Origin of the sequence: Streptosporangium pseudovulgare (assembly GCF_014648055.1) — a bacterium.
Taxonomy (GTDB): domain Bacteria; phylum Actinomycetota; class Actinomycetes; order Streptosporangiales; family Streptosporangiaceae; genus Streptosporangium; species Streptosporangium pseudovulgare.
In genome coordinates this window covers 22926-47997 of record NZ_BMQJ01000020.1, presented here as the reverse complement: position 1 = coordinate 47997, position 25072 = coordinate 22926, and the positions used below count along the sequence as shown (strand labels likewise).

The window sequence follows — 25072 nt, the reverse complement described above, 5'->3', positions numbered from 1 at the left end:
CACGGGCCGGTTCAGCGGCGGGAGAAGACCGGCACCCAGGTTCCGGGCCGCAGGCTGTTCTCCCGGTAGCCGGTGAGCGGCACGACCGCGCCTCCCCGGACGTCGACGAGGAGCAGCCGGTTGCGGAACTCACTCTTCACGCAGTCGTCGGCCCCTTTGAGCTCGCACGCCCAGGCGATCACGTGTCCGTCGTCGGCCCAGGCGGCGAGTTGCTCGATCCAGTAGCCGTCGACCGGCCTGAGCGGCTTGACCTCGCCGGACTCCATGTCCTTCACCGCGGTGACCGCGGTGCGGTCCGGGCTGTTGGACGCGAGCCACCGGCCGCCGGGTGACAGCCCCGCCGTCTGTTCCCGCTGCACCGGCTCATCCGGGGGCACGGGCCGCGGGGCACCGTCCATGCCGTAGAACTTCTTGGATCTACCGGGGTTGGTCCACTCCCAGATCAGGGTGCCGTCCGCGTTCCAGAAGAAGTCCTGCCTGCTGGCCCCCCCACCATCGCCTTCCACCGCGGCCGGGTGGAAGTCCTGCCGTCCGGCGGCGGGGTCGATGAGGGTGAAGCCGGTCCGGGTCGCCAGAATCACGGTCCAGACGTCCTTCCCCATGACCTCGACCTGGTCGGGGTCGTCGTCGTAGTTGGTGACCAGCAGTCTCGTGCCGTCCGGTGACCACGACACCGCCCCCGCGGGGTGTTCGAGGTCGAACCACCGCACGTCGCCGCCCCGTACGGTCACCACCCCGACCCGGCGCGCCGGGATCGACTCCAGCACCGCGGCGGACTCCCCGCCCGGCGCGGGATCGAGCCACGCCCAGGGGGTCTTCTCGTAGGTTCCCGAGTCGCCGTCGTAGAGGTGCCAGGTGAGCCGGCGTGCCTCCCGGTTGCCCACGACCTTCTCGTTCCTCCAGGTGTAGTAGGCGTAGACCGCCGTGTCCCCCGCGGCCACCAGGGTCTCGGGCGGCGCGGAGTCCGCGTCCCCCAGGGTCTCCCGGGTCCCCGCCGACGGGCCGGGCGCGGCGGACGGGTCGGAGCCGGTGGCGACGGCCACGGCGGGCGCGGTGCCGTCCGATCCGGAAAAGCCCCCGGCGACCAGGTCCGGCACCGCGAACGCGCCCGCGACGACGGCCGCGGTCGCCCCCGCGACCACCGCGAACGTCCTCACCCTGGAACGCCGCCGCCTCCCCAGCGCCCGCGACGCCAGGTCCGCGGGGACCCGCGCCTCCTCCGACCAGCCGTGGAGGGTCCGCCTGACGAGCTCGTCGATGGTCATCTCTTCGCCTCCCCAAAGATCATGTACGGCTCCCGCAACTCGGGCGCGAGCTGCCGCAGCCTGGCCAGGGATCGGTGGGCGGTGCTGCGGACCGTGCCCACCGAGCAGCCGAGGACCCCGGCGACCTCGGCCTCCGGCAGGTCCTCGTAGTACCTCAGGACCAGGACGGCCCGCTGCCTCGCCGTCAGCTTCGCCAGCGCGCGCCGCATGACGAGCCGCAGCTCCACCCCGTCCGTGCCGTCCGCCGCGGCCCGGTCGGGCGGCTCGGGGACGGCCGCCTCCCGGTGCCGCCGCCACCACGAGACCTGCTGGCGGTACATGACCTGCCGGACGTACGCCTCGGGCGCGTCCACCGTCCGCCACCTGGTGACCGTCCTGGCCAGCGCGGTCTGCAGCAGATCCTCGGCCGCGTGCTGGTCGCCCCCGGTCAGCAGGAACGCCAGCCGCATCAACGCGGGGGACCGCGCCGAGACGAACTCGCGGAAACGTCGCTCCTCTGCGGCGTCCACGATCACCTCCACTGTGTGGTTACGTCCTACAGACGCGCCCGGGGCGCCCCGCTATGCTCCGCGCCGGCCGCCTGTGAAACCCGCGTTGCCCGAACCGCCGTCGCATCCCGTCGCGACGGCGGAGAATGCCGGATGTGATGATCGATCCGGCGTGCCACCCGAATCATCTGGGATCGCCGCGGAGGCGTGTGGACCCGAACCGTCCGGGATCGTCGCGGAGGTGCGAGGAGAGGGAGCCGTACAGGTGAACGACATCGTCATGCGGCCCTGTCACGGTCCCGGCGCGTTGCGCAGGATGCAGGAGCTCGCGTGGACCACCTGGACGTCCGGCAGCCGCTGGCACGTCGGCGGCCTCGCCTGGAGCCGCTGCCGGCACATCGGGCGGGACGGCGAGTGGCCGACCATGCTGTGGGAGCGCGACGGCCGCCCGCTGGCCTGGGGGTGGGCCGAACCGCCGGGCGAGCTGCGCCTGCTGGTGCATCCCCGTCACCCCGGGCTGGCGGATGAGGTGCTCGGCTGGTTCGAGACGGTCGCCACCGGCGACACGCTGAACGTGGAGATCATGGACGGCGAGGGTCCGGTCTCCGCGGCCCTGACCCGGCACGGCTACCGGCCCGCCGACGGCCTTCCCTTCCTCGTGCGCATGGCCCACGACCTGCGGGAGCTTCCCCCGGTGGAGCCGCCCGCCGGGTTCGCCGTCCGGCACGTGCGGGACGACGGCGACGTGCCCGCCCGGGTCGCGGCGCACCGGGCGGCGTTCCACCCCTCCCGGGTCACCGAGGAGAGCTACCGCGGCGTCATGAGCGCCTGGCCGTACCGGCGTGAGCTGGACTGCGTGGCCGAGGCCCCGGACGGCCGGCTGGCGGCGTACGGCCTGGCCTGGCTGGACGCCGGAAACCACGTCGGGGAGTTCGAGCCCGTCGGCACGCACCCGGACTTCCGCCGGATGGGGCTGGCGCGCGCGGTCTGCCTGGAGGCGATGCACCGGCTGCGGGCGGCCGGGGCGCGGACCGCGGTCGTGCACGTCCGGGGCGACGCGGCCCACCCCGGACCGGCGCGGCTGTACGCCTCCCTGGGTTTCACGGTCACCGGGCGTACGGTCACCTACTCCCGGGCCCGCTCACACCGTCCAGGCGGGTCGAGGGCGTAGAGCCGCCCGGTCCTCCCCTCGCGGAACAGGCGAAACGGTCGGCGGGCCCGTACGGAGCGGGCACAACGACCGCCCTGCCCACGCGGAGCGGGCAAAACGGCTGCCGTACCCGCGCAGAGCGGGCAAAACGGTTGGCGGGCCCGCCTGCCGCCGGACGATGATCGGACCGTGAAGATCTTTCTGGAGACCGAGCGGCTGACGCTCCGCGAGCTGACCGACGCCGACGCGGACCACCTGTTCGAGCTCGACGGCGACCCGGAGGTCATGCGCTTCCTCAACGGCGGCAGGCCCACCCCGCGCGAGGAGATCCTGGGCCGGGTGCTCCCCCGGATGCTGCGCCGCCACGACCTCTTCGGGCACCCCGGGTACTGGGCGGCCGAGATCCGGTCCACCGGGGAGTTCATCGGCTGGTTCGAGTTCCGGCCCCTGGTGGAGGAGGACACCCCGGAGACGGTCGAGCTCGGCTACCGGCTGCGCCGTACGGCCTGGGGGAAGGGCTACGCCACCGAGGGGGCGCGGGCGCTGGTGCGCGAGGGCTTCACCGGCCTCGGGGTCGAGCGTGTCGTCGCGCGGACGATGGCGGTCAACACCGGCTCGCGGAACGTGATGGAGAAGGCGGGCCTGCGCCACGTCCGCACCTTCTTCGCCGACTGGCCGGAGACCATCCCGGGCAGCGAGCACGGCGAGGTGGAGTACGCACTGACCGGGGACGAGTGGCACCAGGCGGCCCGGAGGTCCTGACCTCGGCGCGTCCCGGGACCTTCTCCGGACCGGTCCCGGGTCCTTCTCCGGACCGGTCCCGGGTCCTTCTCCGGACCGGTCCCGGGACCGGTGCTCCCCCGTGGGAGGGAGCGCCGGAATCGCTCTCCTCGGCGATCCCCCGCGAACGGCGGACGGCCAGGATCTACGCAGGAGAACACCACCGAGGAGCCTTCCCGATGACAACCCGCACCCCTGTTTCCACCGCCCCCGTCGCCCCTGCCGTCACCGGCGGCCCTGCCCCGGTCACCTCTGCCCCGGGCGCCCCCGCCTCCCCCTTCTTCCGGGTCGCGTTCGTCGCCGCCCCGCTGTTCGTCTTCGCCTACGGGGTGCTCCGGCTCCTCGACGGGCTCGACGGCAGCCGCGGCCCCGGCCTCGCCTGGACCTCCGGGCACCTCGCCTTCATCGCGGCCCTCGCGTTGTTCATCCCGATCTACTGGCGGATGCGGCGGATGGCGGGCGGGAACGCCCTGGCCACGACGAGCGCGGTGGTCGGTACGGCCGGCGCCCTCGCCCTTGTCGCGCAGTTCGCCATCGACATCGCGGTCGGCTTCATGTCCGCCGACCACGCCGCCATGAGCCCCCTGTTCGAGCAGGTCAAGGCGGTTCCGGGTGTCTCCCTGGCGGTCTACGACGGCGGGCCGTTCCTCTTCTACATCGGCCAGCTCGCGCTCGTCGCCCAGCTCGCCGTCCTCGGCCGCGTCAAGGCCTGGACGCCGCTGCTCGTCCTGCTCGACCTCGCCTTCCCGTTCGTCAGCAAGGACTTCATCCCCCTCGGCGCGATCTGCCTGCTCGTGTCCTTCCTCCCCCTCTCCCGGCAGGCCGCCCGTCCCGTCCGCGCCGCCCACGCCCTCCCGTGAAGGACGCCCCGCACGCGGATGGCACCCCGCGCATGAAGGAGTCCCCGCTCGCGAAGGGGTCTCCGCGACGCCTCCGGCCGACCGGCGTGCCCGAGATCCGGTGGGAGACGGCAGGATTGGGTGCTGTGCCAGTTCTGTCCCACCTCGGTCCTGTCCGTGACCGCCTGAGGTCGCTGCCGCCTCTGTGGGTGGACGCGGCGCTCGCCGTGGCGGTGCTGGTCGTGCAGCTGTGGCCGCTCCTCTCCCCGGACGAACCGCGGGACGGGCCATGGAGCTGGTGGGGGTACGCGGTCGTGGTGGCCGCCACCGTGCCGCTGGTGTGGCGGCGCCGCGCGCCCATCGCCACCCTGCTGGCCAGCCTCATGGCGACCGCCCTCTACGACCTCTCGGACGACGTGGCCGCCCAGCCCATCTGGTACGGCGGGCTGATCGCGACCTACACGGTCGCCGTCCACTCCCCCCGGTGGCCGCGCGTCGCCGTACTCCTCGCCACGATCGTCGGGGGCCTGCTGCTGGCCGGCTCCTCGGAGACCGCGCTGCGCGGCGTCGTGCTGTTCGTCGCCGCCTACGCGATCGGCCGCGCCTCCGCCGCCTCCCGCGCGTATGCCGCCGTCCTGGAGGAGCGGGCCGTACGGCTGGAGCACGAGCGCGTGGTCGAGGCCGAACGGGCCGCCGAGCGCGAGCGGGCCCGGATCGCCCGTGACATGCACGACATCCTCGCCCACGCGGTCAGCCTCATGGTCGTGCAGGCCGAGGCCGGCCCGGTCGTGGTCAGGAGCGACCCGGCCCGCGCCGAGGCGGTCTTCGACGCGATCGCCGCCGCCGGGCGCGACGCCATGGTGCAGCTCCGCCGGACGCTGAACGTGCTCAAGGAGGAGGCGGGGCCGCGCACTCCGCAGCCGACCGTCGCCGCCCTGGCCGAGCTGGCCGAGCAGGTCTCCGGCACCGGGATCGAGGTGGTCTGCTCCGCCTCGGGGGAGCCGGGTCCCCTGCTCCCCGACGTCGAGGTCGCCGCCTACCGGATCGCCCAGGAGGCCCTCACCAACGTCGTCAAGCACGCGGGCGCCACCCGCGCCGACGTCCGGATCCGCTGGGAGGACGACGTGCTCGTGATCGACGTCACCGATGACGGCCGCGGCTCGGCGTCGTCGTTCCCCTCCGGGGGGAACGGCCTGGCCGGCGTCCGCAAACGCGCCGAGTCCTGCGGCGGTTCGGCCGTCGCGGGGCCCCGTACGGACGGTCCCGGTTTCCGGGTGACCGCGCGGCTGCCGCTGGCGGCCCGGCCGGTGACGGCATGACCGGCGCGGACCCGACGGACCGCGGCGTGACCGGCGTGAACCTGGCGGACCGCGGCGTGGCCGGTGACGGCATGACCGGCGCGGACCCGGCGGACCGCGGCGTGACCGGCGTGAACCGGGCCGGCGACGGCATGACGGAGAAGAACAGGGAGAACGGAGTGACGGCATGGCGGTGAGGGTCGTGGTGGCCGACGACCAGGAGCTGGTGCGCGCGGGGTTCGGGATGATCCTCGGCGCCCAGCCGGACATCGAGGTCGTCGCCGAGGTCGGCGACGGCGCCGCGGCCGTCGCGGCCGTCCGCGAGCACCGGCCGGACGTGGTCCTCCTCGACATCCGGATGCCCGTGATGGACGGCATCGAGGCGGCCGGCGTCGTGTGCGCGGAAAGCGACTGCAAGGTGCTGATGCTCACCACGTTCGACCTGGACGACTACGTCTACGACGCGCTGCGGGCGGGTGCGAGCGGGTTCCTGCTCAAGGACGTCCGCCGCGACGACCTCGTGCACGCGGTCCGGGTCGTCGCGGCCGGGGACTCGCTGCTCGCCCCGGCCGTCACCAGGAAGCTGATCACCGAATTCGTCTCCCGGACGGCCCCGCGCCCCGCCGCGCCGTCCGCCGAGCGGCTCGCCGTGCTGACCGCCCGGGAGCGGGAGACGCTCCGGCTGATCGCACGGGGGCTGTCCAACGCCGAGATCGCCGAGACCATGGTGGTCAGCGAGCACACGGTCAAGACGCACGTCAGCAACGTGCTGACCAAGCTGGGCCTGCGCGACCGCGTGCAGGCGGTGATCGTCGCCTACGAGACCGGTCTCGCCGTCCCCGGCGGCCCGGCGTAGGCCACCCTCGCCATACGGTCACGGCGGCCCGGCGTAGGCCACCCCCGCCGTACGGTCGCGGCGGCTCGGCGTAGGCCACCCCCGCCGTACGGTCGCGGCGGCTCGGCGTAGGCCACCCCCGCCGTACGGTCGCGGCGGCTCGGCGCGACCCCGGAAGGTCCCCGAGCCCGGACCGGTTCCCGACCACCGGTTCCCAGAGCGGATCCGCGGCGGCCGGTCCCCGTTACCGCTTCCAGAGGCAGAACGGGTGGCCGGCGGGGTCGAGGTAGACCCGCACGTCGTCCTGCGGCTGGTAGGTCGCGAGGGCCGCCCCCGCGGCGACCGCGTGCACCCCGGCGATGTCCAGGTCGTCCACCTCGATGTCCAGGTGCATCATCATCTGCTGGTCATCGGGCCCCGCGGGCCATATCGGCCGGACGTGGTCCTTCTCGGTCTGGAAGGACAGCCCGGCGCCGCCGCCGGGCGCGGCGAGTGAGACCCAGTCGGGCGAGTCCTGCCGGACCTCCCACCCGAGCAGCCTCCGGTAGAAGGCCGCCAGCTCCCGGGCGTCAGGCGCGCCCAGCACCGTGGCCGTCAGCGTCATCCGCAGCGTCTCCGTCATCCGGCCTCCCTGTGTCCCGCTCCCTGTGTCCCGGCTCCCGCGGCATCCGTGGCGGGGCCCGGCCACCGGCCCGCGCGGGCCGCCCGGCCGGTCCGGTGCCCCGTTGCCATACCCGGGGCCGCCGCCTCCTCACCTGGAGTCACACGGCTCCGCGTCCTGCCCGGCCGTTCCGGCCCGGCTCCATCCCGTCCGGCCGCCCCCGGCCGGGTCGGCGCGACCGGTCATCGTCCTGCCGGGACCGGGCGGACGATCTCGGCGACCCGTTCCAGCTGTTCGAGCTGCGCGTCCATGTCCGACGCGGCGAGGCGGCAGATCAGGTGCTCCGCGCCCGCCTCCAGGTAGCGGCCCAGCGTGGCGGCCACGTGATCGGCCGGGCCCGCGACCATCGCCTGGATCGTCCGCGCCACCTCGTACGGCACGCCGTAGATGGACCGGCAGTAGGCGTCGAGCTCGCGTTCGCCCCGCGCCACGTCGCCGGTGACCAGGACCGTGACGAACAGCGCCGGGGTGACCGCGTCGGCGGGCCGTCCCGCCTCCGTGGCGGCGCGCCGTACCGTGGCCAGGCCGGCGCGGTAACCGTCGGGGTCGGGCGGGTAGGGCAGCCAGCCGTCGTAGCGCCGCCCGGCGTGCTCCAGGGCCGAAGGGCTCGCCCCGCCCAGCCAGATCGGCGGGCCGCCGGGCCGGTGGGACGGGGTGGGTTCGGGCAGGTCGTCGAAGCGCAGTACCGCGCCGTGGAACGCCCGCTCGCCCGACCACAGCGCCCGCCACAGGGCGACCGTGTCGTGCAACCGGCCGAAGCGGCGTTCCCAGGGCACCTCCGACGCGGCGTACTCGATCTCCGACCGGCCAGGGAAGCCCGCACCCACGGTGACGACCAGCCGGCCCCCCGAAAGATGGTCGACGGTGGCGAGCTCCTGCGCGGCCAGGACCGGCCTGCGGAGGGCGGGCAGCAGCGCCGCGGTGCCGAGCGTGACGCGCTCGGTCACCGCGGCGAGCGCGGACAGCGTGGCCAGCGGTTCGGCGCGCGCGCCGATCAGGGTGTCGTTGGCCCAGACCGAGTCGTATCCGAGCCGCTCGGCGTGGAGCCCGAAGTCGAGGAGCCGCCGGGCGTCTTTCCACTGGCTGTGCTGGGTGGGGAGCAGGACCCCGAGTCGCGTGTTCACAGCGGGGATCGTGCTCCCCGAGAGGAATGCCGGCAATTCCCCGGAGGGAATGGACGGCCTCGGCACACTGGATGCGTGGACTTCCCCCAGACGCTGCGCGCGGCCCGGCGGCGCCGGCACCTCAGCCAGCTCGACCTCGCCCTGCGCGCCGGCACGACACAGCGCCACCTCAGCTTCATGGAGAGCGGCCGTTCCCGGCCGGGCCGGACCATGGTGGTACGGCTCGGCGAGTCGATGGAGCTGCCGCTCAGGGAACGCAACGAGCTCCTGACCGCGGCCGGATACGCCCCCGTCTACCCGCGGACCCCGCTCGACGACCCCGCCCTCACGCACGTGCGCGCCGCGCTGGGGCACATCCTGACCGGCCACCTCCCCTATCCCGCGGTCGTCGTGGACGCCGATCACGAGCTGGTGCTGGCCAACGACGCGTTCGGCCTGCTCACCGAGGGCGTCGCCGGGCACCTGCTGCGCCCGCCGGTCAACGTGCTGCGCCTCTCCCTGCATCCGCAGGGGCTGGCGCCGCGCATCGTGAACCTGGCGCAGTGGGCGCGGCACATCCTCGACCGCGTTCCCCCGGGTGACCTGCGCGAGGAGCTGTCCGGCTACGTGCCGCACGCCGAGCCGGGGCACGACCACGTGGGCTTCGCCGTACCGGTGCGGCTGCGCTCGGCGCACGGTGAGCTGCGGCTGACGACCACGATCACGACGTTCGCGACCGCGCTCGACGTGACCGTGGCGGAGCTGAAGCTGGAGGCGTTCCTGCCCGCCGACGCGGCCACCGCGGCGGTGCTGGCCGGTGGCTCCCGGGCGGCGGACCATGGGGACGGCCCCGGGACGGCTCACCGGCCGGCCGTCACCCGGGGAACTGGTAGTCGGCGGTGATGCGGCCCTCACCGTCGAGGACGAGGATCTCCAGACCGCCGCCCAGTGCCTCGCCGCCACCCGCGGGCGCCATCTCCCAGGTCAGCTTGACGACGTCGTCCAGGCGGACGGGCTCACCTCCCTGCCGGAAGACGAACTCGCCCGGGGCGACGAACTCCTCGTGGGCGCGGCTCACCCGGACGTCGATCTCGTCGTACCCGCGGGCCCGGAGCGTCGAATGGTCGAAGCCCAGTTTCGCGGCGGCCTCCCGGATCTCCTCGGACGGGTGCAGGACGTGAACGCCGTCCTCGGCCCACAGCTCCTCGATCGTCTTGCGGCGCAGCCCGCCGTCCGGTTCGTTCCAGAGGGCGACGTAGCGTTCGGTCAGCTCCCGGACGCGGATGTCGGTCACCGTTCCTCCTCGGCTGGTGTGTCGGTGTTCCCGTGTTCCGGTCCCACCCTGCGGCCGGGGCCGCCGACCGGCAATTCCCCGCGGGGAATGAGCAGCCGGTACGGCGTGGCGGAGCCCGCCGGAAGCACGGGCGGTGACCTGTTCGGACGGGCGGCGCCCGAGACGGTACGGCGCCGCCGCTACCTGGCGCGGAGCCGGCCGAGGGTGTGGCCGGTGGCCTGCTTGAACAGGTACTCGGCGCGTTCGTAGGAGAGTCTGCGGCGGCCGGTCTCGGGGCACAGGTCGCCGGGCGCCGGGGGGCGGCCCGGCCCCGGTCTGCGCTCGGACAGGAACAGCGGGCCGCGGCGGCGGCCCGCGACGAGCCCGGGGAGCAGTTCGGCGGCGCCGTCCCCCCAGCGGATCCACCCGGACCCGCCGGCCGTCCGGGCGCGTCTTCCGGCCAGGTCGAGGTTCTCGACGTTGAGCGCGAGCACCGGGCCGACGCCCGCCGCGCTCTCGTGCAGCAGCAGCCACAGGACGCGCTCGCGCAGCGCGATGTCCGGTCGCTCCCCCAGCGCCTCGACGCGAGACCGGTCGATCGGGCGGGTCCGTCCCCGGGGCTCGTACCGGCGGCCGAGCCCGGCGGCCAGGTCACCGTCCGGCCCACCGGTCGGCCGGCCCTGGGCCGCCGCCCAGGCGGAGAAGGAGCGGACCGCGCCGCGGTGCCGGTTCCACGTCGCCGGCGCGGCGCTCCCCCATGCCTCGGCGAAGACCCGGGCCACCCGCCCGGCGCTGACGTCCGCCAGCGGGACGTCGTCACCGATCTCGCGGCGCAGGCGGCCCATGGTCTGGCCGTAGGAGCGGACGGTCGCGGCGTCCAGGTCCTCGCGAGCGAGGAAGTCGTCCGCCGCCTCGCCCAGGGTGACGGACCCGCCCGGGGCCGCCCGCACGGCCGCCGCCGCGTCGGCGCAGGCCGCGGCGCGTTCCAGGAGGACCGTGCGTTCCGGCACGTTACGGGTGAGCGCGGCGGCGCGTTCGAACTCGCGCCGGGCCTCCTCGTGGCGGCCGAGCCTGGCCAGCAGGTCGCCGCGCACGCTGGGCAGGCGGTGGTAGCCGCCGAGCGCCGGCTCGCCGGCCAGCGCGTCGGCGGCGGCCAGGCCCGCCTCGGGACCGTACGCCATGGCCAGCGCGACCGCGCGGTTGAGCCGTACGACGGGTGTGGGCAGCACCCGGGTCAGCACCTCGTACAGGTCGGCGATCCGCTTCCAGTCGGTCTCCTCCGCCGTGGCCGCCTGCGCGTGGCAGGCGGCGATGGCGGCCTGGAGCACGTACGGTCCCAGGGGGCCGCCGCACTCCCTGGCACGCAGCAGGGCCTCGAAGCCGCGGTGGATGAGGAGCCGGTCCCAGCGCCCGCGGTTCTGCTCGTGCAGCGCGAGGGGCCGGCCCGACGGGTCGTTCCGGGCGGCCAGCCGGGACGCCTGGAGCTCCATCAACGCGACCAGGCCGTGCACCTCGGCCTCGCACGGCGCGAGCCCGGCCAGCAGGCGGCCCAGGCGCAGCGCCTCGTGGCAGAGGTCCCGGCGCGTCCAGTCCTCGCCCGCGGTCGCCGCGTACCCCTCGTTGAAGACGAGGTAGACGACCTCCAGTACGGACGACAGGCGCGCCGCCCGGTCCGGGCCCTCCGGGACCTCGAAGGGGACCCGGAGGTCGGCGAGGGTGCGCTTGGCGCGGACGACGCGTTGCGCGACGGTCGCCTCGGAGACGAGGAACGCGCGGGCGATCTCCTCGGTGCGCAGGCCGCCGATCAGCTTCAGCGTCAGGGCCACCCGGGACTCGGTGGACAGCGCCGGGTGGCAGGAGACGAACATCAGGCGCAGGACGTCGTCGCCCACCTCGCCGTCGAGGACGCCCAGGGCCTCGTCGACGCCGGCCTCGCCGGTGTCCGGCCGGGTGGCGAGGTCGTGGGCGAGCCGTTCGTTCCCGCGTTCGTGCCGCTCGCCGCGCCGCAGGTGGTCGACGGCTCGGCGCTTGGAGACGGCCATGAGCCAGGCGCCCGGGTTGTCCGGCACGCCCGCCTGGGGCCACTGTTCGAGGGCGGCGAGGAGCGCGTCCTGGGCGAGCTCCTCGGCCAGCCCCACGTCGCCCACCATCCGGACGAGCCCGGCGATGATCCTCGCCGACTCCATCCTCCAGACCGCGCCGACCGCGCCGCGGGCGTCCCCGGCCCGGCCTCCGTTCCCGGCCTCGCTTCCGTTTCCGCCCCCGGCCTCGCTTCCGCTCCCGTTCCCGGACGTCACCTGCCCGTCTCCGTGCCCGGACGTCACGCGTCCGTCCCCGTTCCCGTCTTCGTGCCCGGACGTCACGCGTCCATCTCCGTTCCCGTTTCCGTTTCGGACGCCACGTGCCCGGTCATCGGCGGCGCCCGGCCCGGCGCGCAAGCGTGGGATCAGCCCTGCGGGCCGAAGACCTGCTGGATGTGACCCTCACCGTTACCGATGATCTTCCAGAAGCGACGGGACATCTCGACGGCCTCCTCCTCGGAGCGCGTCTCGATGAGCGCGAAGCTCACGATCGCCTCCTTGGCCTCGGTGAACGGGCCGTCGGTGACGGTGATCTTCCCCTCGGACGCCGAGACGTGGATGCCGGCCGGGTCCAGGCCCCCGGTGGCCAGCAGCACTCCCGCGCGGGTCATCTCCTCGACGAACGCCGCCATCTCGGCCATGACCTCCGGGGTCGGAGGAGCAGCGTCGATGCCCTTGGTGGTCATCAGGAACCGCATCGTCATATCTCCCTCGTTCGCCGGGCTGTCATTCCCAGCTTTTGTACCGGACTCCGCCGGAGTGACCGATTCTCTCCGGTCTCCGGCTACGCGTCGAACGAGGCGGGCGGATATCGACATCCGGTGTCCGACCTGGGAGATCGCGCGATGTGACAGGGAACGCGATGTGACAGGGAACGCATGACGCCGCAGGTCAGAACGGTCCAGACGCGTGGCGGCGCGGCGGTGTCGAATCCGTCCCGCCCCGTTCGACGCGTCAGCGAGGCCGGACGGAAGCCGGCCGTTCGAACACCCCGGCGGAGAACCCGCCGCAGGAGAGGAAAAGCAACCATGACCACCGTCCAGCCCGCCCCCGCCGTCTCCGCCCGCCGCACCACCCGCGCCGGCACCTCCGGGCGGTCCGAGGCCGCCGCCCGGCCCGGCGCCGCCGCCCCGGCCACGCGTCTCCTGCTCGCCTGCCTGGTGGCGGCCACGCCCGTCTTCGGGTTCGTGTCGCTGGCCCAGGTCTTCACCCGCGAGGGCTTCGACCTGCTCCGCCACCCGCTGAGCATGCTCAGCACCGGTGACCTCGGCTGGATCCAGATCGCGAACTTCCTGGTCTCCGGCGCGCTGACGATCGCCGGGGCGACCGGGCTCCGCCGTGTCATACGCGGCACGCCCGGCGGGACCTGGGCGCCCCGGCTGCTCCTGGTCAACGGCGTCATGCTGGCCGTCGCCGGGGTGTTCGTCATGGACCCGGGCGACGGCTTCCCTGCCGGCACCCCGCTGGGCCGGCCGACGGCCATGAGCTGGCACGCCATGGCGCACATGGCCGCCGGATCCGTCGCGTTCACCGCGCTCATCGCCGCCTGCTTCGTGCTGGGCCGCCATTTCTCCCGCGCCGGCCGTACCGGTTTCGCCGTGGCCTCGCGGGTCAGCGGCGCCGCCCTCCTCCTCGGCAACGGCTGGGCGATGTCGGGCGGGCGCGCCGGTTCCCTCACCCTGTGCGTCGGCGTGCTGGTCGCGATGGCGTGGGCCGGCGTGGCCGCGGCGGACCGGCTGGCCGCGCTCCGGCGGGCCTCCTGAAGCGGAACCGCGGGACCACCGGCCGTACCGGGGCCGGGATCCGGGACGCCCCGGGCCCCGGCCCCGGTACGGCCGGCCCGCGCCGACGGGTGGGTTACGATGACCGGCCATGATCGAACCGGACTTCCTGAGCACCACCCGTACCGCCTACGACGCGGTCGCCGACACCTACGCCGAGCTCATCAGCCCGAAGTTCGCGAGCACACCGCTGGTCCGCGCGATGATCACCCCGTTCGCCGAGCTGGTCCGGGCCACCGGTGGGCGGGTCGCCGACCTCGGCTGCGGCCCGGGCCACGTGACGGCCCACCTGAGCGCCCTCGGGCTGGACGCCTTCGGCGTCGACCTGTCCGCGGAGATGGTCGCCCTGGCCCGCCGTACCCATCCGGAGTTGCGGTTCGAGGAGGGCTCGATGTTCGCCCTCGACCTGCCGGACGAAGCGCTCGGCGGCGTCCTCTCCAACTACTCGATCATCCACACCCCGCCGGAGCGGGTTCCGGAGGTGTTCGCCGAGTTCTCCCGGGTGCTGGCCCCGGGCGGCCACCTGCTGGTCGCCTTCCAGGCCCACGAGGACCCCTCGGCGGCACCGGAGGCGTTCGACCACACCGTGGCGCTCGCCTACCGCTGGTCGCCCGACCACGTCGCCCGCCTGCTCCGCGAGGCCGGGCTCACCGAGGTGGCCCGCATGGTGATCTCGCCGGACGAGGACGAGAAGCGGGGGTTCCCGCAGGCGTTCGTGCTGGCCCGCAAACCGGCCGCGCTCGGCTAGGCGCTGTTCCGTGGACGATCCCGCCCGCCGCGGTCGTCCACGGAACAGAGCCCGGGGACGACGTCTCCACGGGCCGGACCCCAGGCGGTGGGGCCCGGCCCGTGCCGTGCCCCCGGCCGGTGCCCCCCGGTCAGTCCCGCGGCATCGTCCGCAGCACCCTGCCCTTCACGCTCGCCGTCAGATAGGCGGCGCCGTAGCCGTCGGATACGTAGACGAGGAGGACCGGTTGGCCCCCCGCGAAGACCCAGCCGCCCTCCGCTATCACGTAGTGGCCGGTCGGACGGGGGATGCCGAGCTTCCGGTCCGCCGTGCGCAGCAGCGCCGGAAGCGCCTCCCAGTTGAACGACTCCGGCTTCACCCGCTTCTGGAGCGGCGTGACGGTGCTTCCCCTGGTCCGGTTCACCTGACCGTCCCGGTAGGTGTACATGTCGTAGAGCTTCTTGTCGCCGGGGAGGAGGGCCTGGGCCACCACGTACTCGTCGTACACGACGAATCCCACGAAGTCGGTGCCGCCCGTCGCCTCCCTCAGCACCTTGATCGCCTCCCTGACCCGGCTCGGGTCCAGCAGCGTTCCGGAGCCGGTTTTCTCCTCCGGCTCGGAACCGGTGCTCTCCTCCGGCTCGGGGGCGGCGCTCTTTCCGGCCCGCTTCGCGTCGGCGGTGACCGGGGTGCGCGCGGAGCCGCCGGTGGGCTGTGACGCCTCCGGGACCGCCCCGTCTCCGAACCCGCCCGGAACGTTGAGGAGGACCACGGCGGTGAGGACCACGCTGAGCGCGACGGCCCCGGCGACCGTCACGGCACGGAGCCGACGTGGGCCGCCGCGCGACACCGGAAGTCCGGGGTGCGTGTTCGAGGCCGGGTCGGCCGCCCAGCCCAGCATCCGGTCGAGTTCCGCGGCGGGCGGGCGGGCGGCGGGGTCCTGCGCCAGCAGGGCCGCCAGGACGGGCGCCAGCGGGCCGGCCCGGCGCGGAGGCGGGACGTGGCCGTTCAGCACGGCCGCGAGCGTGGCCATGGTGGTCTCGCGGCGCATGGGGTGATACCCCTCCACCGCCACGTACAGCAGCATGCCCAGCGACCACAGGTCCGAGGCGGGGTCGCCCTCCCTGCCGCGCAGCCGTTCCGGCGCGATGTACTCGGGTGAGCCGACCAGCTGACCGCTGGCCGTGAGGCTGGGCGCGTCGTGCAGCGCCGCGATGCCGAAGTCCGTGAGCACCGGACTGCCGTCGTCGCGCAGCAGGACGTTCGCCGGTTTCACGTCGCGGTGGCAGATGCCCGCCGCGTGAGCGGTCCACAGAGCGGCCAGGACGCCTCTCCCCAGGCGCGCCGCCTCCGCCGGCGCCAGCGGGCCCTCCGCCAGACGGTCCTGCAGCGAACGGCCGCGCACCAGCTCCATGACGATCCACGGGTACGCCGTCTCGCCCGCGTCCACGATGTGGTGGATGGTCACCACGTTGGGGTGGTTGAGCCGGGCCAGCGCCCGCGCCTCACGCATCACCCGTTCGCTCAGCATCCGCGCCCTGCCCGGATCGTCCTCCGCCGCGCCCGACGGACGGACCTCCTTCAGGGCGACCTCCCGGTGGAGGGCGAGGTCGTGGGCGCGCCACACCGTGCCCATGCCACCGCTTCCCAGCCGCTCCAGCAGCTCGAAACGGTTGTCGATCACAACCCGCCCGGACGTCACGGCAGACAGCCTAGAGCCCTCGCAAGCGGGCGGAAGGGGCAAATGACCACTGTCACCGCGCCGAAGCCACCGAACGAGACGGACACGGGCGGCGTGGGAGGCGCGGCGGTCAGAAGAGGGTCAGCGGTTCCGACGGCATGGGTTCGGGGAGCGGTTCGACCTCGGGCAGGTGGGCCCGTACCTCGTCGTGGAAACGGCGGGCGAGCATCAGCGCGTCGGCGTTGTCGGGCGTGTGGATGAACACGGTCGGCGAGCGGCCTTCGCGCAGCCATTCGACGACCGTGCCGACCCATGGCCGCCAGCCCTCGACCGTGCGCTCGGCCGAGTCCCGGCCGAGGTAGCGGATGATCGGGCGGTCGGTGAGGGCGGCCGACCGGCGCGGCAGGCGCGGCTTCCTCGTCCACGCCTCCCGCTCGGCGTCACTGGTCGGAGGGCTCCGGAAGAGGACGGTCGTGTCGAACGGGACCCACTCGGCGCCCACGCCGCCGAGAACCCCTTCGAGCAGCCGCCCGGCGCGCTCGTCCTCGAAGAACGCGCGGTGCCGGACCTCGACGGCGTACCTGTGCGAGCGGGGAAGCGCGCGGAGGAAACCCGCCAGGACGCCGAGGTCGGCCGGGGCGAACGATCCGGGAAGCTGGACCCAGAGGGTCTCGGCCCGCGGCCCGAGCGGCTCGATCGCCTCCAGGAACACTCCAAGCTCCTCGTCGGCGCCGGGACCGGTGAGGCGGCGCTCGTGCGTGATCGACTTGGGCAGCTTGGCCACGAAGCGGAAGTCCGGCGAGGTCTGCCGCGCCCACGACTCCACCGTGCTCCGCGCCGGGGTCGCGTAGAACGTCGTGTTGCCCTCCACCGCGTCGCACCAGGTCGCGTAGGCCCGCAGGCGCTCCCCGGGCGGGAGTGGGTGGGGCAGGAAGCGCCCCTGCCACGGGGCGTGGGTCCACATCGCGCATCCCACATGAAGCCGCATGCCCCGACGCTATCCAACCCGTCTCCCGCACCCGAAACCACCGACAAGCATTTCATCCTTGACAAAAAAAGTTGTCGGGGCATAGTCTCTGATCACACGGAACGCCGCGGCCGGGGAGACCGGCCGGCGGGGTTCCGCCGGACCCGCCGGACAGGCGGCTTCGCGACCGGAACGACCGCGGAGCCGCCCGCCCGGCGGACGGACCGGCCACCCCGACGACACAACCCGAAGGAGCACCTCCCATGCGCATCCTGGTCAGCGAGTTCATCAGCCTCGACGGCGTCGTGCAGGCACCGGGCGGGGTCGACGAGGACACCGACGGCGGCTTCGCCCACGGCGGCTGGTCGCACCAGTTCTTCGACCCGGAGGTCGTGGGCGGCTCCTTCGACGACGCGCTGAGCAACGCCGAGGCGCTGCTGTTCGGACGCCGCACCTGGCAGACGATGGCCGCGGCGTGGCCCGGACAGGCCGGCGACCCGTTCGCCGACCGGATGAACTCCATCCGGAAGTACGTCGTCTCCGACACGCTGGGCGAGAACGACCTGACGTGGAACAACACCGCGCTCATCCCCGGCGGCGAGGCGGTCGCCCACATCCGGAAGCTGCGCGAGACCGAGGGCGGCGACGTGGTCGTCATGGGCAGCCCCACGCTCGTGCGCGCCCTCCTGCGCGAGGGCCTGGTCGACGAGCTCCGGCTCGTGGTCATGCCGGTTCTCCTCGGCGGTGGCAAGAAGATCTTCCCGGACGACGGCGCGCTGCGCACGTTCGAGCTGGTCTCCACGACCACCGGCGGCGCCGGCGCGAACGTGTGCGTCTACCGGGCGGTCACCGGGAAGTAGACCGCACCGGGCGGCGTCTGCCGCGCCCGCAGCGCTCGCAGTGCCGCCCGCGGGAGGTCCGGGCCGGGCCGGGGACGACCGCACCCGGCCCGGACCCCGGCCGCATGACCCTGGATCCCGGCTTCATGCCCCGGACCCCGGCCGCGTGGGCCCGGGCCCCGGCTCCATGCCCTTGTCACCGCCCCGGAGACTCATCCGGCGACGCCGGCCCGGTGATCACCCGGCCCCGCCGTGTCCCGTGGTGGCGCCGGAGCCGAGAGCCGGCCTTCTCTCAGTCCTCGCCGCGGTAGCCGCGCAGCTCGCGGCGGGCCCGGTGACGGCTCCGGCGGCGATCCTCGCGCCGGAGGTGGTACCACTCCCGGTTGCCGCCCCTGGTGAGGTTGCCGAACACGTAGTGGGCCGGGCCGCCCCAGTGGCAACCGGTCATGCGGCGGCCCAGGGACGCGCTGTCGGCGGTGATCTCGTCCGGCAGCGTGCAGTGCCCGAACCGGTGGTCGTGTACGGGGAGGCAGGTCACCATCGGTGCGTCGGCCATCCGCACCCACCAGGGCCGGGTCTTGTCGGTCTTGCTCATACGGTCACCTTTCGGCTCCGTGACACCCCGGGATGGGGCTGTCACAAGACCGGATGCACCGTGACCACCTCCGATGTCGCACGTGACGCGCCGGAACCGCATGCTTCCCCGCGACGCGCCGAGCGCGGGGACGGCCGAGCCGGTAGGGGCGACGGCGAGACCGACGCGACGTACGCCCCGGAGTCAGGCTACCTCCGGCGGCCATGGCGGCCGATGCCGATGCCGATGCCGATGCCGATGCCGATGCCGATGGCGATGCCGATGGCGATGCCGATGGCGACGGGATCCACGCGCCGGGTTCGGTGATCCGTCCGGGAGGCCGCGACCACGGGGCGATTCGGTGCGCCCGGCCCGCATTCGGCCCGCGCCCGGCCTGAGCCCGGCCCGCGTTCGGCGCGCCCGGCCCACAGAGGATCCGGCAGACGGCGACCCGCCGCCCGGCCCAGTCCGGCCCAGTTCGGCCCCGTCCGGCCCGGCCCGGTCCAGCGCGGCCCGGCGCGAACCCGCGCATATTCTCAGGACCGAAATGGCGATCCACCGTCTGACCTGGTGCGGCCTCGAACTTATCTCCGGACCGAAATCACGGCCCCGCCGCACCTCTCTCGATTTTGGTGATCTTCATGCATCACCAATCCCGACAATCATCCATATTATATCAAATATAGAACATATAAGATATTTACTGGCATATCCGCAAAGGTTAGGAAAACGTGAGTCACGGGTGAGGTCGTTCTGGTGTACTGGGGCTTGAGGTACTAGAGAGAACGTCTCTCCGAGGTCTCAAGCTCGCCACCGAAGCCGTACGGCGGACCCACGGCACCGGCCGCTCCCGGCGGTGCGGTCCCGCTCCACGTGGAGCGCCGTCGGCATCCGGGAGCGCGACCGGCGGCACACAGGGCGCGGAGAGAGCGGGAGAAGCCGTCGAGCACGAGATTCCGACGGCCGTCCGGCAAGGCTGACGCGGCGGACTCCCGGGACGAGGACGTGTCCCCAGGAGCGCCGCGGCTGATTCGACATGCCCCGAGGAGATGCCAATGCTTAAGATCATTTGCTCGATGTGCGGCAGAGGGCACTACGGCCCGTGCATGCCCGGCACACAGGCCGCCCCGGAGGCTCCGGCGGCCTGATCGCCGCGAGACCGGCGGGTTCCGGCGGGCTCGCTCCGGTGCCGGTGGGATTTCGACAGGCCCTTTCCGGTGCCGACGGTTTTCGGCGAGCCCGTTTCCGGTCCATACGGCCACCTGTTTCCGTCCCTTCCGGTCCCGATGGCCACAGGACCACTTTTCTTCCTCCTGGATTTCCGGAGCTCCGAGTGAAATAATTCGATATTGAAGAAAAAACCCAACCCGGAAGGGCTCGGGGTGGAGTTCCGTATTCTCGGTCCTGTGGAGCTGTCGGCCGACGGCCTGCACCTCGGGCTTGGCTCGGCCAAGGAACGCCAGGTGCTGGCGATGCTGTTGTTGACGGCGGGACGCCCGCTGCCGGCCGAAGCCCTGATCGACCGGCTCTGGGGGGCGAACCCGCCGCCCAAACCCCGTGACAGCCTCTACGCCTACATCGCGCGGCTCCGCGGCCGGCTGGCCGCGCTCAGGGACGGGACGGCCCGGTTGTTCTCGGGCTCGGGAGCCTACACCCTGGAAGTCGATCCCGACCGCGTCGACCTGCACCGGTTCCGGCGGCTGTGCGACCAGGCACAGGCCATCGCCGAGAGCGGCGACCCGGAGCACGCCCTGCGGCTGCTCCGCGAAGCCGACGCGCTCTGGCGTGGCGAAGCACTGGCCGGAATGGACAGCGACTGGGCGAGAGAGATCCGCACCGCCCTGGAGAGCGAGCGCCGGACGGCGACGCAGAGACGCGTCGCCGTGCAACTCGATCTGGGACAGCACGCGGACCTCGTCGCGGAACTGTACGGGCTCGTCGCGCAGCATCCCCTCGACGAGGAGTTCATCAGGTACCTGATGGTGGCCCTCTATCGTTGCGGCCGCCAGGCGGACGCCCTGGAGACGTACCATCAGGCTCGCCGCCGCCTGAACACCGAACTGGCGATGGAGCCCGGACCGGCCCTGCGGGACGCGCACCAGCGCGTCCTGCGCGGTGATCCGGAGATCGCGGGGCCGCCGGGCCGTCAGAGGATCGTCGATCAGACGGCTCCGAACGACCTGCCCCGGGGGATCTCGAACTTCACCGGGCGGGACGCGGAGATGGAGCGGCTGCTCGGCGCCCTCGGCGAGGAGTCGCTCGGCGACGTGGCCCCGGTCGAGGTGATCGACGGCATGCCCGGGGTGGGGAAGACCGTCCTGACCGTCCGCCTCGCGCACCGGCTGGCGCCGCGCTATCCGGACGGGCAGCTCTTCCTGCGGCTGCGCGCCCACGACCCGAACCAGGACCCCCTCGACCCCCGGGAGGGTCTCGCGGTCCTCCTCCGGCGCCTGGGCGTGTCGCGCAACCGGATACCGGCCTCCCTCGACGACAGAGCGGCGCTGTGGCGGAGCGAGCTGGCCGACCGCAGAGCGATCATCGTGCTGGACGACGCGGCGGACCAGGACCAGATCCGCCCCTTTCTGCCGGGCGCGCCGGGCTGCCTGGTGCTGGTCAGCAGCCGCCGCAGGCTGACCGGGCTCGAAGGCGTCGACTCGCTGTCCCTGGACGTCCTTCCGACGCGGGACGCCGCGGCCCTGTTCCGCAGGGTCGTCGGAGACGACCGGCCCATGGCGCCGGATGACGTCGAAACGGTCGTACGGCTCTGCGGTCACCTGCCCCTGGCCATCCAGCTGGTGGCGAGCCAGCTCCGCCACCGGCCGGCTCGCGGCGTCGCCGACCTCGTCACCCGGCTCTCGGGAGCGAGGCTCCGGCTGTCCGACATCAGGGCGGGAGACCGGGACATCGCCGCGGCCTTCGAGCTGTCCTACCGCGGGCTGACCGACGAGATGCGCCGGGCGTTCCGCCGGCTCGGCCTGCACCCCGGGATCGATCTCACCGTGCATTCGGCCTCCGCCCTCATCGGCTGTGACCTGTCCGTGGGCGAGCGCCTGCTCGAAGACCTCCTCGACCATCATCTGGTCGAGGAGGCGGTGGCCGGCAGGGTGCGGCTGCACGGCCTGCTGTGGAAGTTCGCCGCCGAACGGGCCTTCTCCGAGGAGTCCGAGGACGAGGCCCGCCAGGCCGTGCACCGGCTCCTCGACCACTACCTCCACCTGGCGGACAGGGCGGACCGCGCCCTGAGCCCGAACCGCCGCCGGGGCCGGACCGAGATCGTCCACGTACCCGAGAACCCGCCGCCGCTGCGGACCGTCGCCGAGGCGCAGGAGTGGCTGAAGGCCGAACGCGTCAACCTCGTCGCGAGCGCGCAGTACGCGGCCGACCACCGATGGCGCCCCCATGCCCGGCGGCTCCCGCAGGCGCTCGCGGCCTTCCTCGAACGTTTCGGGCACTGGGACGACGCCGTGGCGACCCACGAGAAGGCTCTGGCCGCCTGCCGCGACATGGGCGATCGGGCGGGCGAGGCCGAAGCGCTGCTGGAGCTCAGCCTGCTGCGCGGTCACACCGGTCACTTCGAGCTCGCCCTCGGCTACTGCCAGGAGGCCCTGGCGATCCACCGCTCCATCGGCGACCGCCTCGGTGAGGCGGAGACGCTCGACCAGCAGGGGCGCGTGTGCTGGTACTCGGGACGCTTCAAGGCGGCGCTCACCCACACGACGGAGGCCCTGACCATATTCAGGAGCGTCGGCGACCTGCGCGGCGAGTGTCAGGCGCTCGTGCACAAGGGGATCCTGCTGTGGCAGGCGGGCAGGTACCGGGAGGCCGTCACCGACTTCGAAGAGGTCATGGATCTCAACCGCGGCCTCGGGGACCGGCGTCTCCAGGCGCAGGTGGAGAACAACATCGGTGAGATCGCGTTACGCCTCGGGGACGGCCGGCGGGCCCTGCGGATGTTCCACGACGTCCTGACCACGATCCGGGACATCGGATGGGCGCAGAGCGAGGGCGTCGTCCTCAACAACATCGGGAACGCCTACGAGCACGTCGGCGAGCACGGCGAGGCGCTCCGCTTCTACCGGGAGGCGCTGAAGATCTACCAGGCCACCGGGGACCGCCGGAACACGGCGAACGTGCTGAACAACATCGGCTACACCTACGTACGCGACCAGCGGTACGCCGAGGGGCTCATCCACCACCAGAAGGCTCTCGGCATCGCGCAGGCGATCACCGACCCCTTCGAGGAGTCGCGCGCCCTGCGAGGCGTCGGCGCGGCCCATCGGGGCACCGGCCACTACGGCGCGGCGCTCGATGCCCTCCGTACGGCGCTGCGGCTCGCCGGCGACCTCGACGACCCCTACGAGCGGGCCTGCTGCCTCGAAGGGCTCGGCGACGCGACGCTCCACGTCCAGGGCCATGATTCGGCCGAACCGCTGTGGAACGAGGCTCTGGAGATCTTCGAACGGCTGAACGTGCCCGAGCAGACGGCCCTGCGGGCGCGGCTGCACGGTCTCGATGTGAACGCTTCCTGACCGGTGTGTTCTCGGACCCGCGGGGCTCTGGCATGCGCGATCGGGAATGGCCGGCTTCGGCCGCGTCATCCATACCCAATTCACATAATTGGATTTTTCTGGATATGCCGCACGATGCTTCCCGGCATGGTTAACATGTGACCAACGTGACCACAGTTAAGCGAGGGGAGGCAGTGATGTTCACTCCATTCCAGATGATCTACATCATCGTCATCTGAGCCGATCGGGTCATCGGCGCCCGAGTGGCCGTCCGCCACGAAAACGCCGATCCCGGCGCGGTGTCCGGGTACGACGCGTGAGCCGGACGGCTCCGCGAACGAACGCGTGACCTCGCGCGATCGTCGCGCGCGTCCCCGGGACGCGATCCATCACGCAGGAGCGATCGGCTGCCACCGCGGAACGATCGATGACCGTGCACGCCGAAAGTCGCCATGGCCGACCGGCGTTCCGGTATGGCATCACCGGCCGGCGGCGGCCGATGCTCTTGACCTTTTGTCAGCATCCGCTCGATTTCCCCGACCGAGCTCGGAACATATATCGATTTCATCTGGCCGACGGTGGAGAACTCCCGGCGGAGTTCCCCGGAACCGATTCCGGCCCGCCCGTTCCCATGACCCCGAAAGCCGTCCCGCGTCGGTTCCGGCGGCAGGCCCGAAAACCGTTTTCCGCGCCTGACCTGGACTGCAAGGTAACGGCAAGATTGGCATCAAGGTACGGCGCGCACCCTGACCGCGGGTGAGGAACCTCACCCGCGGAACACAGGACCGAGCCCGGAGCACAGCCGGCCACGATGGCCGGAGGCAGCACCCGGTACGAAGCACGTGGCCGGCATCTCCCGCGAGACAAGCACGACGATCCTCGCGGCTGCCGGCGGCGTGTCGTCAGGACAGCCGATTCGGCTGGACTGCCGGCCTCTCGAGACCTGGATCCGCCGGTCATCTCCATGAGAGGTCGCCATGGGCCTGACGGAGCCGGTCACAGGAAGAACATTCGTGAGGACCCGCGGCGCGCGGCGGAGGTGCGCCGGCCGTACGGGAGGTCCCCTCCGCGGAGGGGATCCGGGGCCGGGGGACGGTGCCGCGGCGGTCACCGGCGTGACCCCCCGGGACCGATCATGACGTGGTCGGACACCGTCTTCCTCACGACCATGGGCGTCGCCTCGGGTGCGCTCAACACGGTCGTCGCCGGGGGGTCGCTGGTCAGTTTCCCCGCGCTGATCTGGCTGGGATATCCGCCGGTGCTGGCCAACGTCATCAACGGCCTGGGCCTGCTGCCCGGAGGGATCTCCGGGGCGTACGGCTACCGCACGTGGTTGCCCAAGCAACCGGCGCTCCTGGTGAAGATCACCATGGTGGCGGTGGCCGGCGGCCTCGTGGGCAGCGTGCTCCTGCTCAGCCTCCCGGCCAAATACTTCGCGACGGCCACGCCGGTGCTCATCCTCGCCGCCACGGCCCTGGCCGCGGCGCAGCCGCTGCTGGGCCGCCGCACCGGGCGGGAGTCCGGCGTCCCGGCCCGGGAGGCCGTGTCCCCCGTGTCCCCCGCGTCCCGGCCCGCCCTGGTGCTCGTGCCGGCCGCCTCGGGGCCGTCCCCCGCCGGGACGGGACCCGATCCGGCGGGAGACGGTCCGGCCGTCGCGGTGCCCGCGACCGCGGACACCGCGGTCGCCGACTCCGCGGCCGCCGATCCGGACCGTCACGCCGCCACCGGCGCGTCGCATCCCAGCAGGCTTCGCCGCTACGGGCCGTGGGCCATGATGCTGGCCGTCAGCGTCTACGGGGGCTACTGGGTGGTGGCTCTCGGTGTGCTGCTGTTCTCGGTGTTCAACGTGGCGTTCCCGCGCATGTCGCTCCAGCAGATAAATGCTCTCAAGATCCTCACCGCGACGACGATCAACGCCACGGGCACGGTGGTCTTCATCATGACCGGGCATCTGCTGCCGGTCTGGCAACCCGTTCTGCTGCTCGGCGCCGGCGCGCTTCTCGGCGGCTGGGTCGGCGCGGTGCTCGGCCGGCGAATGCGGGCCTCGTACCTGCGGACGCTCGTGATGGTCATAGGTCTGTTCTCGGCGATCTGGCTGCTCACCTGATACCGCCGGTGGCGCGGAGCGGCGCGGCTCCCGCCACCGGCCACACCCCGCGCCGTGAGGCGGCCCACGGCCGTCCACGACGCGGCCGGCGGCCGGCTCCGGCCCGCGCGGACAC

Annotated in this window: 21 protein-coding genes and 1 pseudogene; 12 read left to right on the top strand and 10 right to left on the bottom strand. The window is 73.0% G+C overall.

Going from position 1 to position 25072, the window contains the following annotated elements; all coding sequences use genetic code 11:
• Positions 1 to 11 precede the first annotated feature (11 nt).
• Together IEZ10_RS31405 and IEZ10_RS31400 are read right to left on the bottom strand one after the other, a co-directional pair.
• Positions 12 to 1265, bottom strand: coding sequence for a hypothetical protein (locus IEZ10_RS31405; RefSeq protein WP_189250139.1), 1254 nt, complete (start codon positions 1263 to 1265; stop codon positions 12 to 14).
• Entirely contained in the window at positions 1262 to 1774 is a 513-nt protein-coding gene (locus IEZ10_RS31400) for a SigE family RNA polymerase sigma factor (RefSeq protein WP_189250138.1), read from the bottom strand. The genes IEZ10_RS31405 and IEZ10_RS31400 overlap by 4 nt, the downstream gene beginning before the upstream one ends.
• 244 nt (positions 1775 to 2018) lie before the next feature.
• Here IEZ10_RS31400 and IEZ10_RS31395 point away from each other — a divergent pair, with 244 nt between their 5' ends.
• The 6 genes from IEZ10_RS31395 (at position 2019) to IEZ10_RS31370 (ending at position 6676) form a co-directional block, all read left to right on the top strand.
• Positions 2019 to 2924: a GNAT family N-acetyltransferase gene (locus IEZ10_RS31395; protein WP_189250137.1), complete on the top strand. Its 906-nt coding sequence runs from the start codon at positions 2019 to 2021 to the stop codon at positions 2922 to 2924.
• Between the two features lie 168 nt (positions 2925 to 3092).
• Positions 3093 to 3665, top strand: coding sequence for a GNAT family N-acetyltransferase (locus IEZ10_RS31390; protein ID WP_189250136.1), 573 nt, complete (start codon positions 3093 to 3095; stop codon positions 3663 to 3665).
• A gap of 197 nt (positions 3666 to 3862) precedes the next feature.
• Positions 3863 to 4543 (top strand): hypothetical protein, encoded by a 681-nt coding sequence (locus tag IEZ10_RS31385; RefSeq protein WP_229811840.1) that lies wholly within the window; start codon positions 3863 to 3865, stop codon positions 4541 to 4543.
• Positions 4544 to 4668: 125 nt separating this feature from the next.
• The gene (locus IEZ10_RS31380; protein ID WP_229811839.1) at positions 4669 to 5841 is read left to right on the top strand and encodes a sensor histidine kinase; all 1173 of its coding nucleotides are present in this window, start codon (positions 4669 to 4671) and stop codon (positions 5839 to 5841) included.
• Between the two features lie 26 nt (positions 5842 to 5867).
• Positions 5868 to 6017: a hypothetical protein gene (locus tag IEZ10_RS31375; RefSeq protein WP_189250134.1), complete on the top strand. Its 150-nt coding sequence runs from the start codon at positions 5868 to 5870 to the stop codon at positions 6015 to 6017.
• Entirely contained in the window at positions 6008 to 6676 is a 669-nt protein-coding gene (locus IEZ10_RS31370) for a response regulator (protein ID WP_189250133.1), read from the top strand. Before IEZ10_RS31375 ends, IEZ10_RS31370 begins: the two co-directional genes overlap by 10 nt.
• 223 nt (positions 6677 to 6899) lie before the next feature.
• Here IEZ10_RS31370 and IEZ10_RS31365 read toward each other — a convergent pair whose 3' ends face one another.
• Positions 6900 to 7277: a VOC family protein gene (locus IEZ10_RS31365; protein WP_229811838.1), complete on the bottom strand. Its 378-nt coding sequence runs from the start codon at positions 7275 to 7277 to the stop codon at positions 6900 to 6902.
• Between the two features lie 221 nt (positions 7278 to 7498).
• Positions 7499 to 8440 carry an LLM class flavin-dependent oxidoreductase gene (locus IEZ10_RS31360; RefSeq protein ID WP_189250132.1) on the bottom strand — a complete coding sequence of 314 codons (942 nt, stop codon included), beginning with the start codon at positions 8438 to 8440 and terminating at the stop codon, positions 7499 to 7501.
• Positions 8441 to 8515: 75 nt separating this feature from the next.
• On the opposite strand from IEZ10_RS31360, the gene IEZ10_RS31355 reads away from it, so the two are divergent.
• On the top strand, positions 8516 to 9322 hold the full coding sequence (locus IEZ10_RS31355) for an MmyB family transcriptional regulator (RefSeq protein ID WP_189250131.1): 807 nt from the start codon (positions 8516 to 8518) through the stop codon (positions 9320 to 9322).
• Here IEZ10_RS31355 and IEZ10_RS31350 read toward each other — a convergent pair.
• The 3 genes and pseudogenes from IEZ10_RS31350 to IEZ10_RS31340 all read right to left on the bottom strand — a co-directional run bounded on the left by IEZ10_RS31350 (position 9294) and on the right by IEZ10_RS31340 (position 12477).
• The gene (locus tag IEZ10_RS31350) at positions 9294 to 9713 is read right to left on the bottom strand and encodes a hypothetical protein (RefSeq protein ID WP_189250130.1); all 420 of its coding nucleotides are present in this window, start codon (positions 9711 to 9713) and stop codon (positions 9294 to 9296) included. The two genes, IEZ10_RS31355 and IEZ10_RS31350, sit on opposite strands and share 29 nt — an antisense overlap.
• Positions 9714 to 10654: 941 nt before the next feature.
• Positions 10655 to 11878 (bottom strand): annotated as a pseudogene (locus IEZ10_RS40490) (RNA polymerase sigma factor); the annotation flags it as partial.
• A gap of 260 nt (positions 11879 to 12138) precedes the next feature.
• The gene (locus IEZ10_RS31340) at positions 12139 to 12477 is read right to left on the bottom strand and encodes a YciI family protein (RefSeq protein ID WP_229811836.1); all 339 of its coding nucleotides are present in this window, start codon (positions 12475 to 12477) and stop codon (positions 12139 to 12141) included.
• Between the two features lie 324 nt (positions 12478 to 12801).
• On the opposite strand from IEZ10_RS31340, the gene IEZ10_RS31335 reads away from it, so the two are divergent.
• Together IEZ10_RS31335 and IEZ10_RS31330 are read left to right on the top strand one after the other, a co-directional pair.
• The gene (locus tag IEZ10_RS31335) at positions 12802 to 13536 is read left to right on the top strand and encodes a DUF998 domain-containing protein (protein ID WP_189250129.1); all 735 of its coding nucleotides are present in this window, start codon (positions 12802 to 12804) and stop codon (positions 13534 to 13536) included.
• Positions 13537 to 13645: 109 nt separating this feature from the next.
• Complete coding sequence (locus tag IEZ10_RS31330; RefSeq protein WP_189250128.1) at positions 13646 to 14302, top strand: class I SAM-dependent DNA methyltransferase; 657 nt, start codon at positions 13646 to 13648, stop codon at positions 14300 to 14302.
• 130 nt (positions 14303 to 14432) lie between these two features.
• Here the strand turns inward: IEZ10_RS31330 and IEZ10_RS31325 are convergent, their stop codons facing one another.
• Both IEZ10_RS31325 and IEZ10_RS31320 read right to left on the bottom strand, forming a co-directional pair.
• Positions 14433 to 15983: a serine/threonine-protein kinase gene (locus IEZ10_RS31325; protein ID WP_229811835.1), complete on the bottom strand. Its 1551-nt coding sequence runs from the start codon at positions 15981 to 15983 to the stop codon at positions 14433 to 14435.
• Between the two features lie 109 nt (positions 15984 to 16092).
• Entirely contained in the window at positions 16093 to 16950 is an 858-nt protein-coding gene (locus IEZ10_RS31320; protein ID WP_189250127.1) for a DUF72 domain-containing protein, read from the bottom strand.
• Between the two features lie 242 nt (positions 16951 to 17192).
• Here IEZ10_RS31320 and IEZ10_RS31315 point away from each other — a divergent pair, with 242 nt between their 5' ends.
• A complete protein-coding gene (locus IEZ10_RS31315) occupies positions 17193 to 17789 on the top strand; it encodes a dihydrofolate reductase family protein (RefSeq protein ID WP_189250126.1) in 597 nt (198 codons plus the stop codon).
• Positions 17790 to 18060: 271 nt separating this feature from the next.
• Here IEZ10_RS31315 and IEZ10_RS31310 read toward each other — a convergent pair whose 3' ends face one another.
• On the bottom strand, positions 18061 to 18363 hold the full coding sequence (locus IEZ10_RS31310) for a hypothetical protein (protein ID WP_189250125.1): 303 nt from the start codon (positions 18361 to 18363) through the stop codon (positions 18061 to 18063).
• A 1385-nt stretch (positions 18364 to 19748) separates the two neighbouring features.
• On the opposite strand from IEZ10_RS31310, the gene IEZ10_RS31305 reads away from it, so the two are divergent.
• Together IEZ10_RS31305 and IEZ10_RS31300 are read left to right on the top strand one after the other, a co-directional pair.
• The gene (locus tag IEZ10_RS31305) at positions 19749 to 22871 is read left to right on the top strand and encodes an AfsR/SARP family transcriptional regulator (RefSeq protein ID WP_189250124.1); all 3123 of its coding nucleotides are present in this window, start codon (positions 19749 to 19751) and stop codon (positions 22869 to 22871) included.
• A 1114-nt stretch (positions 22872 to 23985) separates the two neighbouring features.
• The gene (locus tag IEZ10_RS31300) at positions 23986 to 24957 is read left to right on the top strand and encodes a TSUP family transporter (RefSeq protein WP_189250123.1); all 972 of its coding nucleotides are present in this window, start codon (positions 23986 to 23988) and stop codon (positions 24955 to 24957) included.
• Positions 24958 to 25072: the final 115 nt, after the last annotated feature.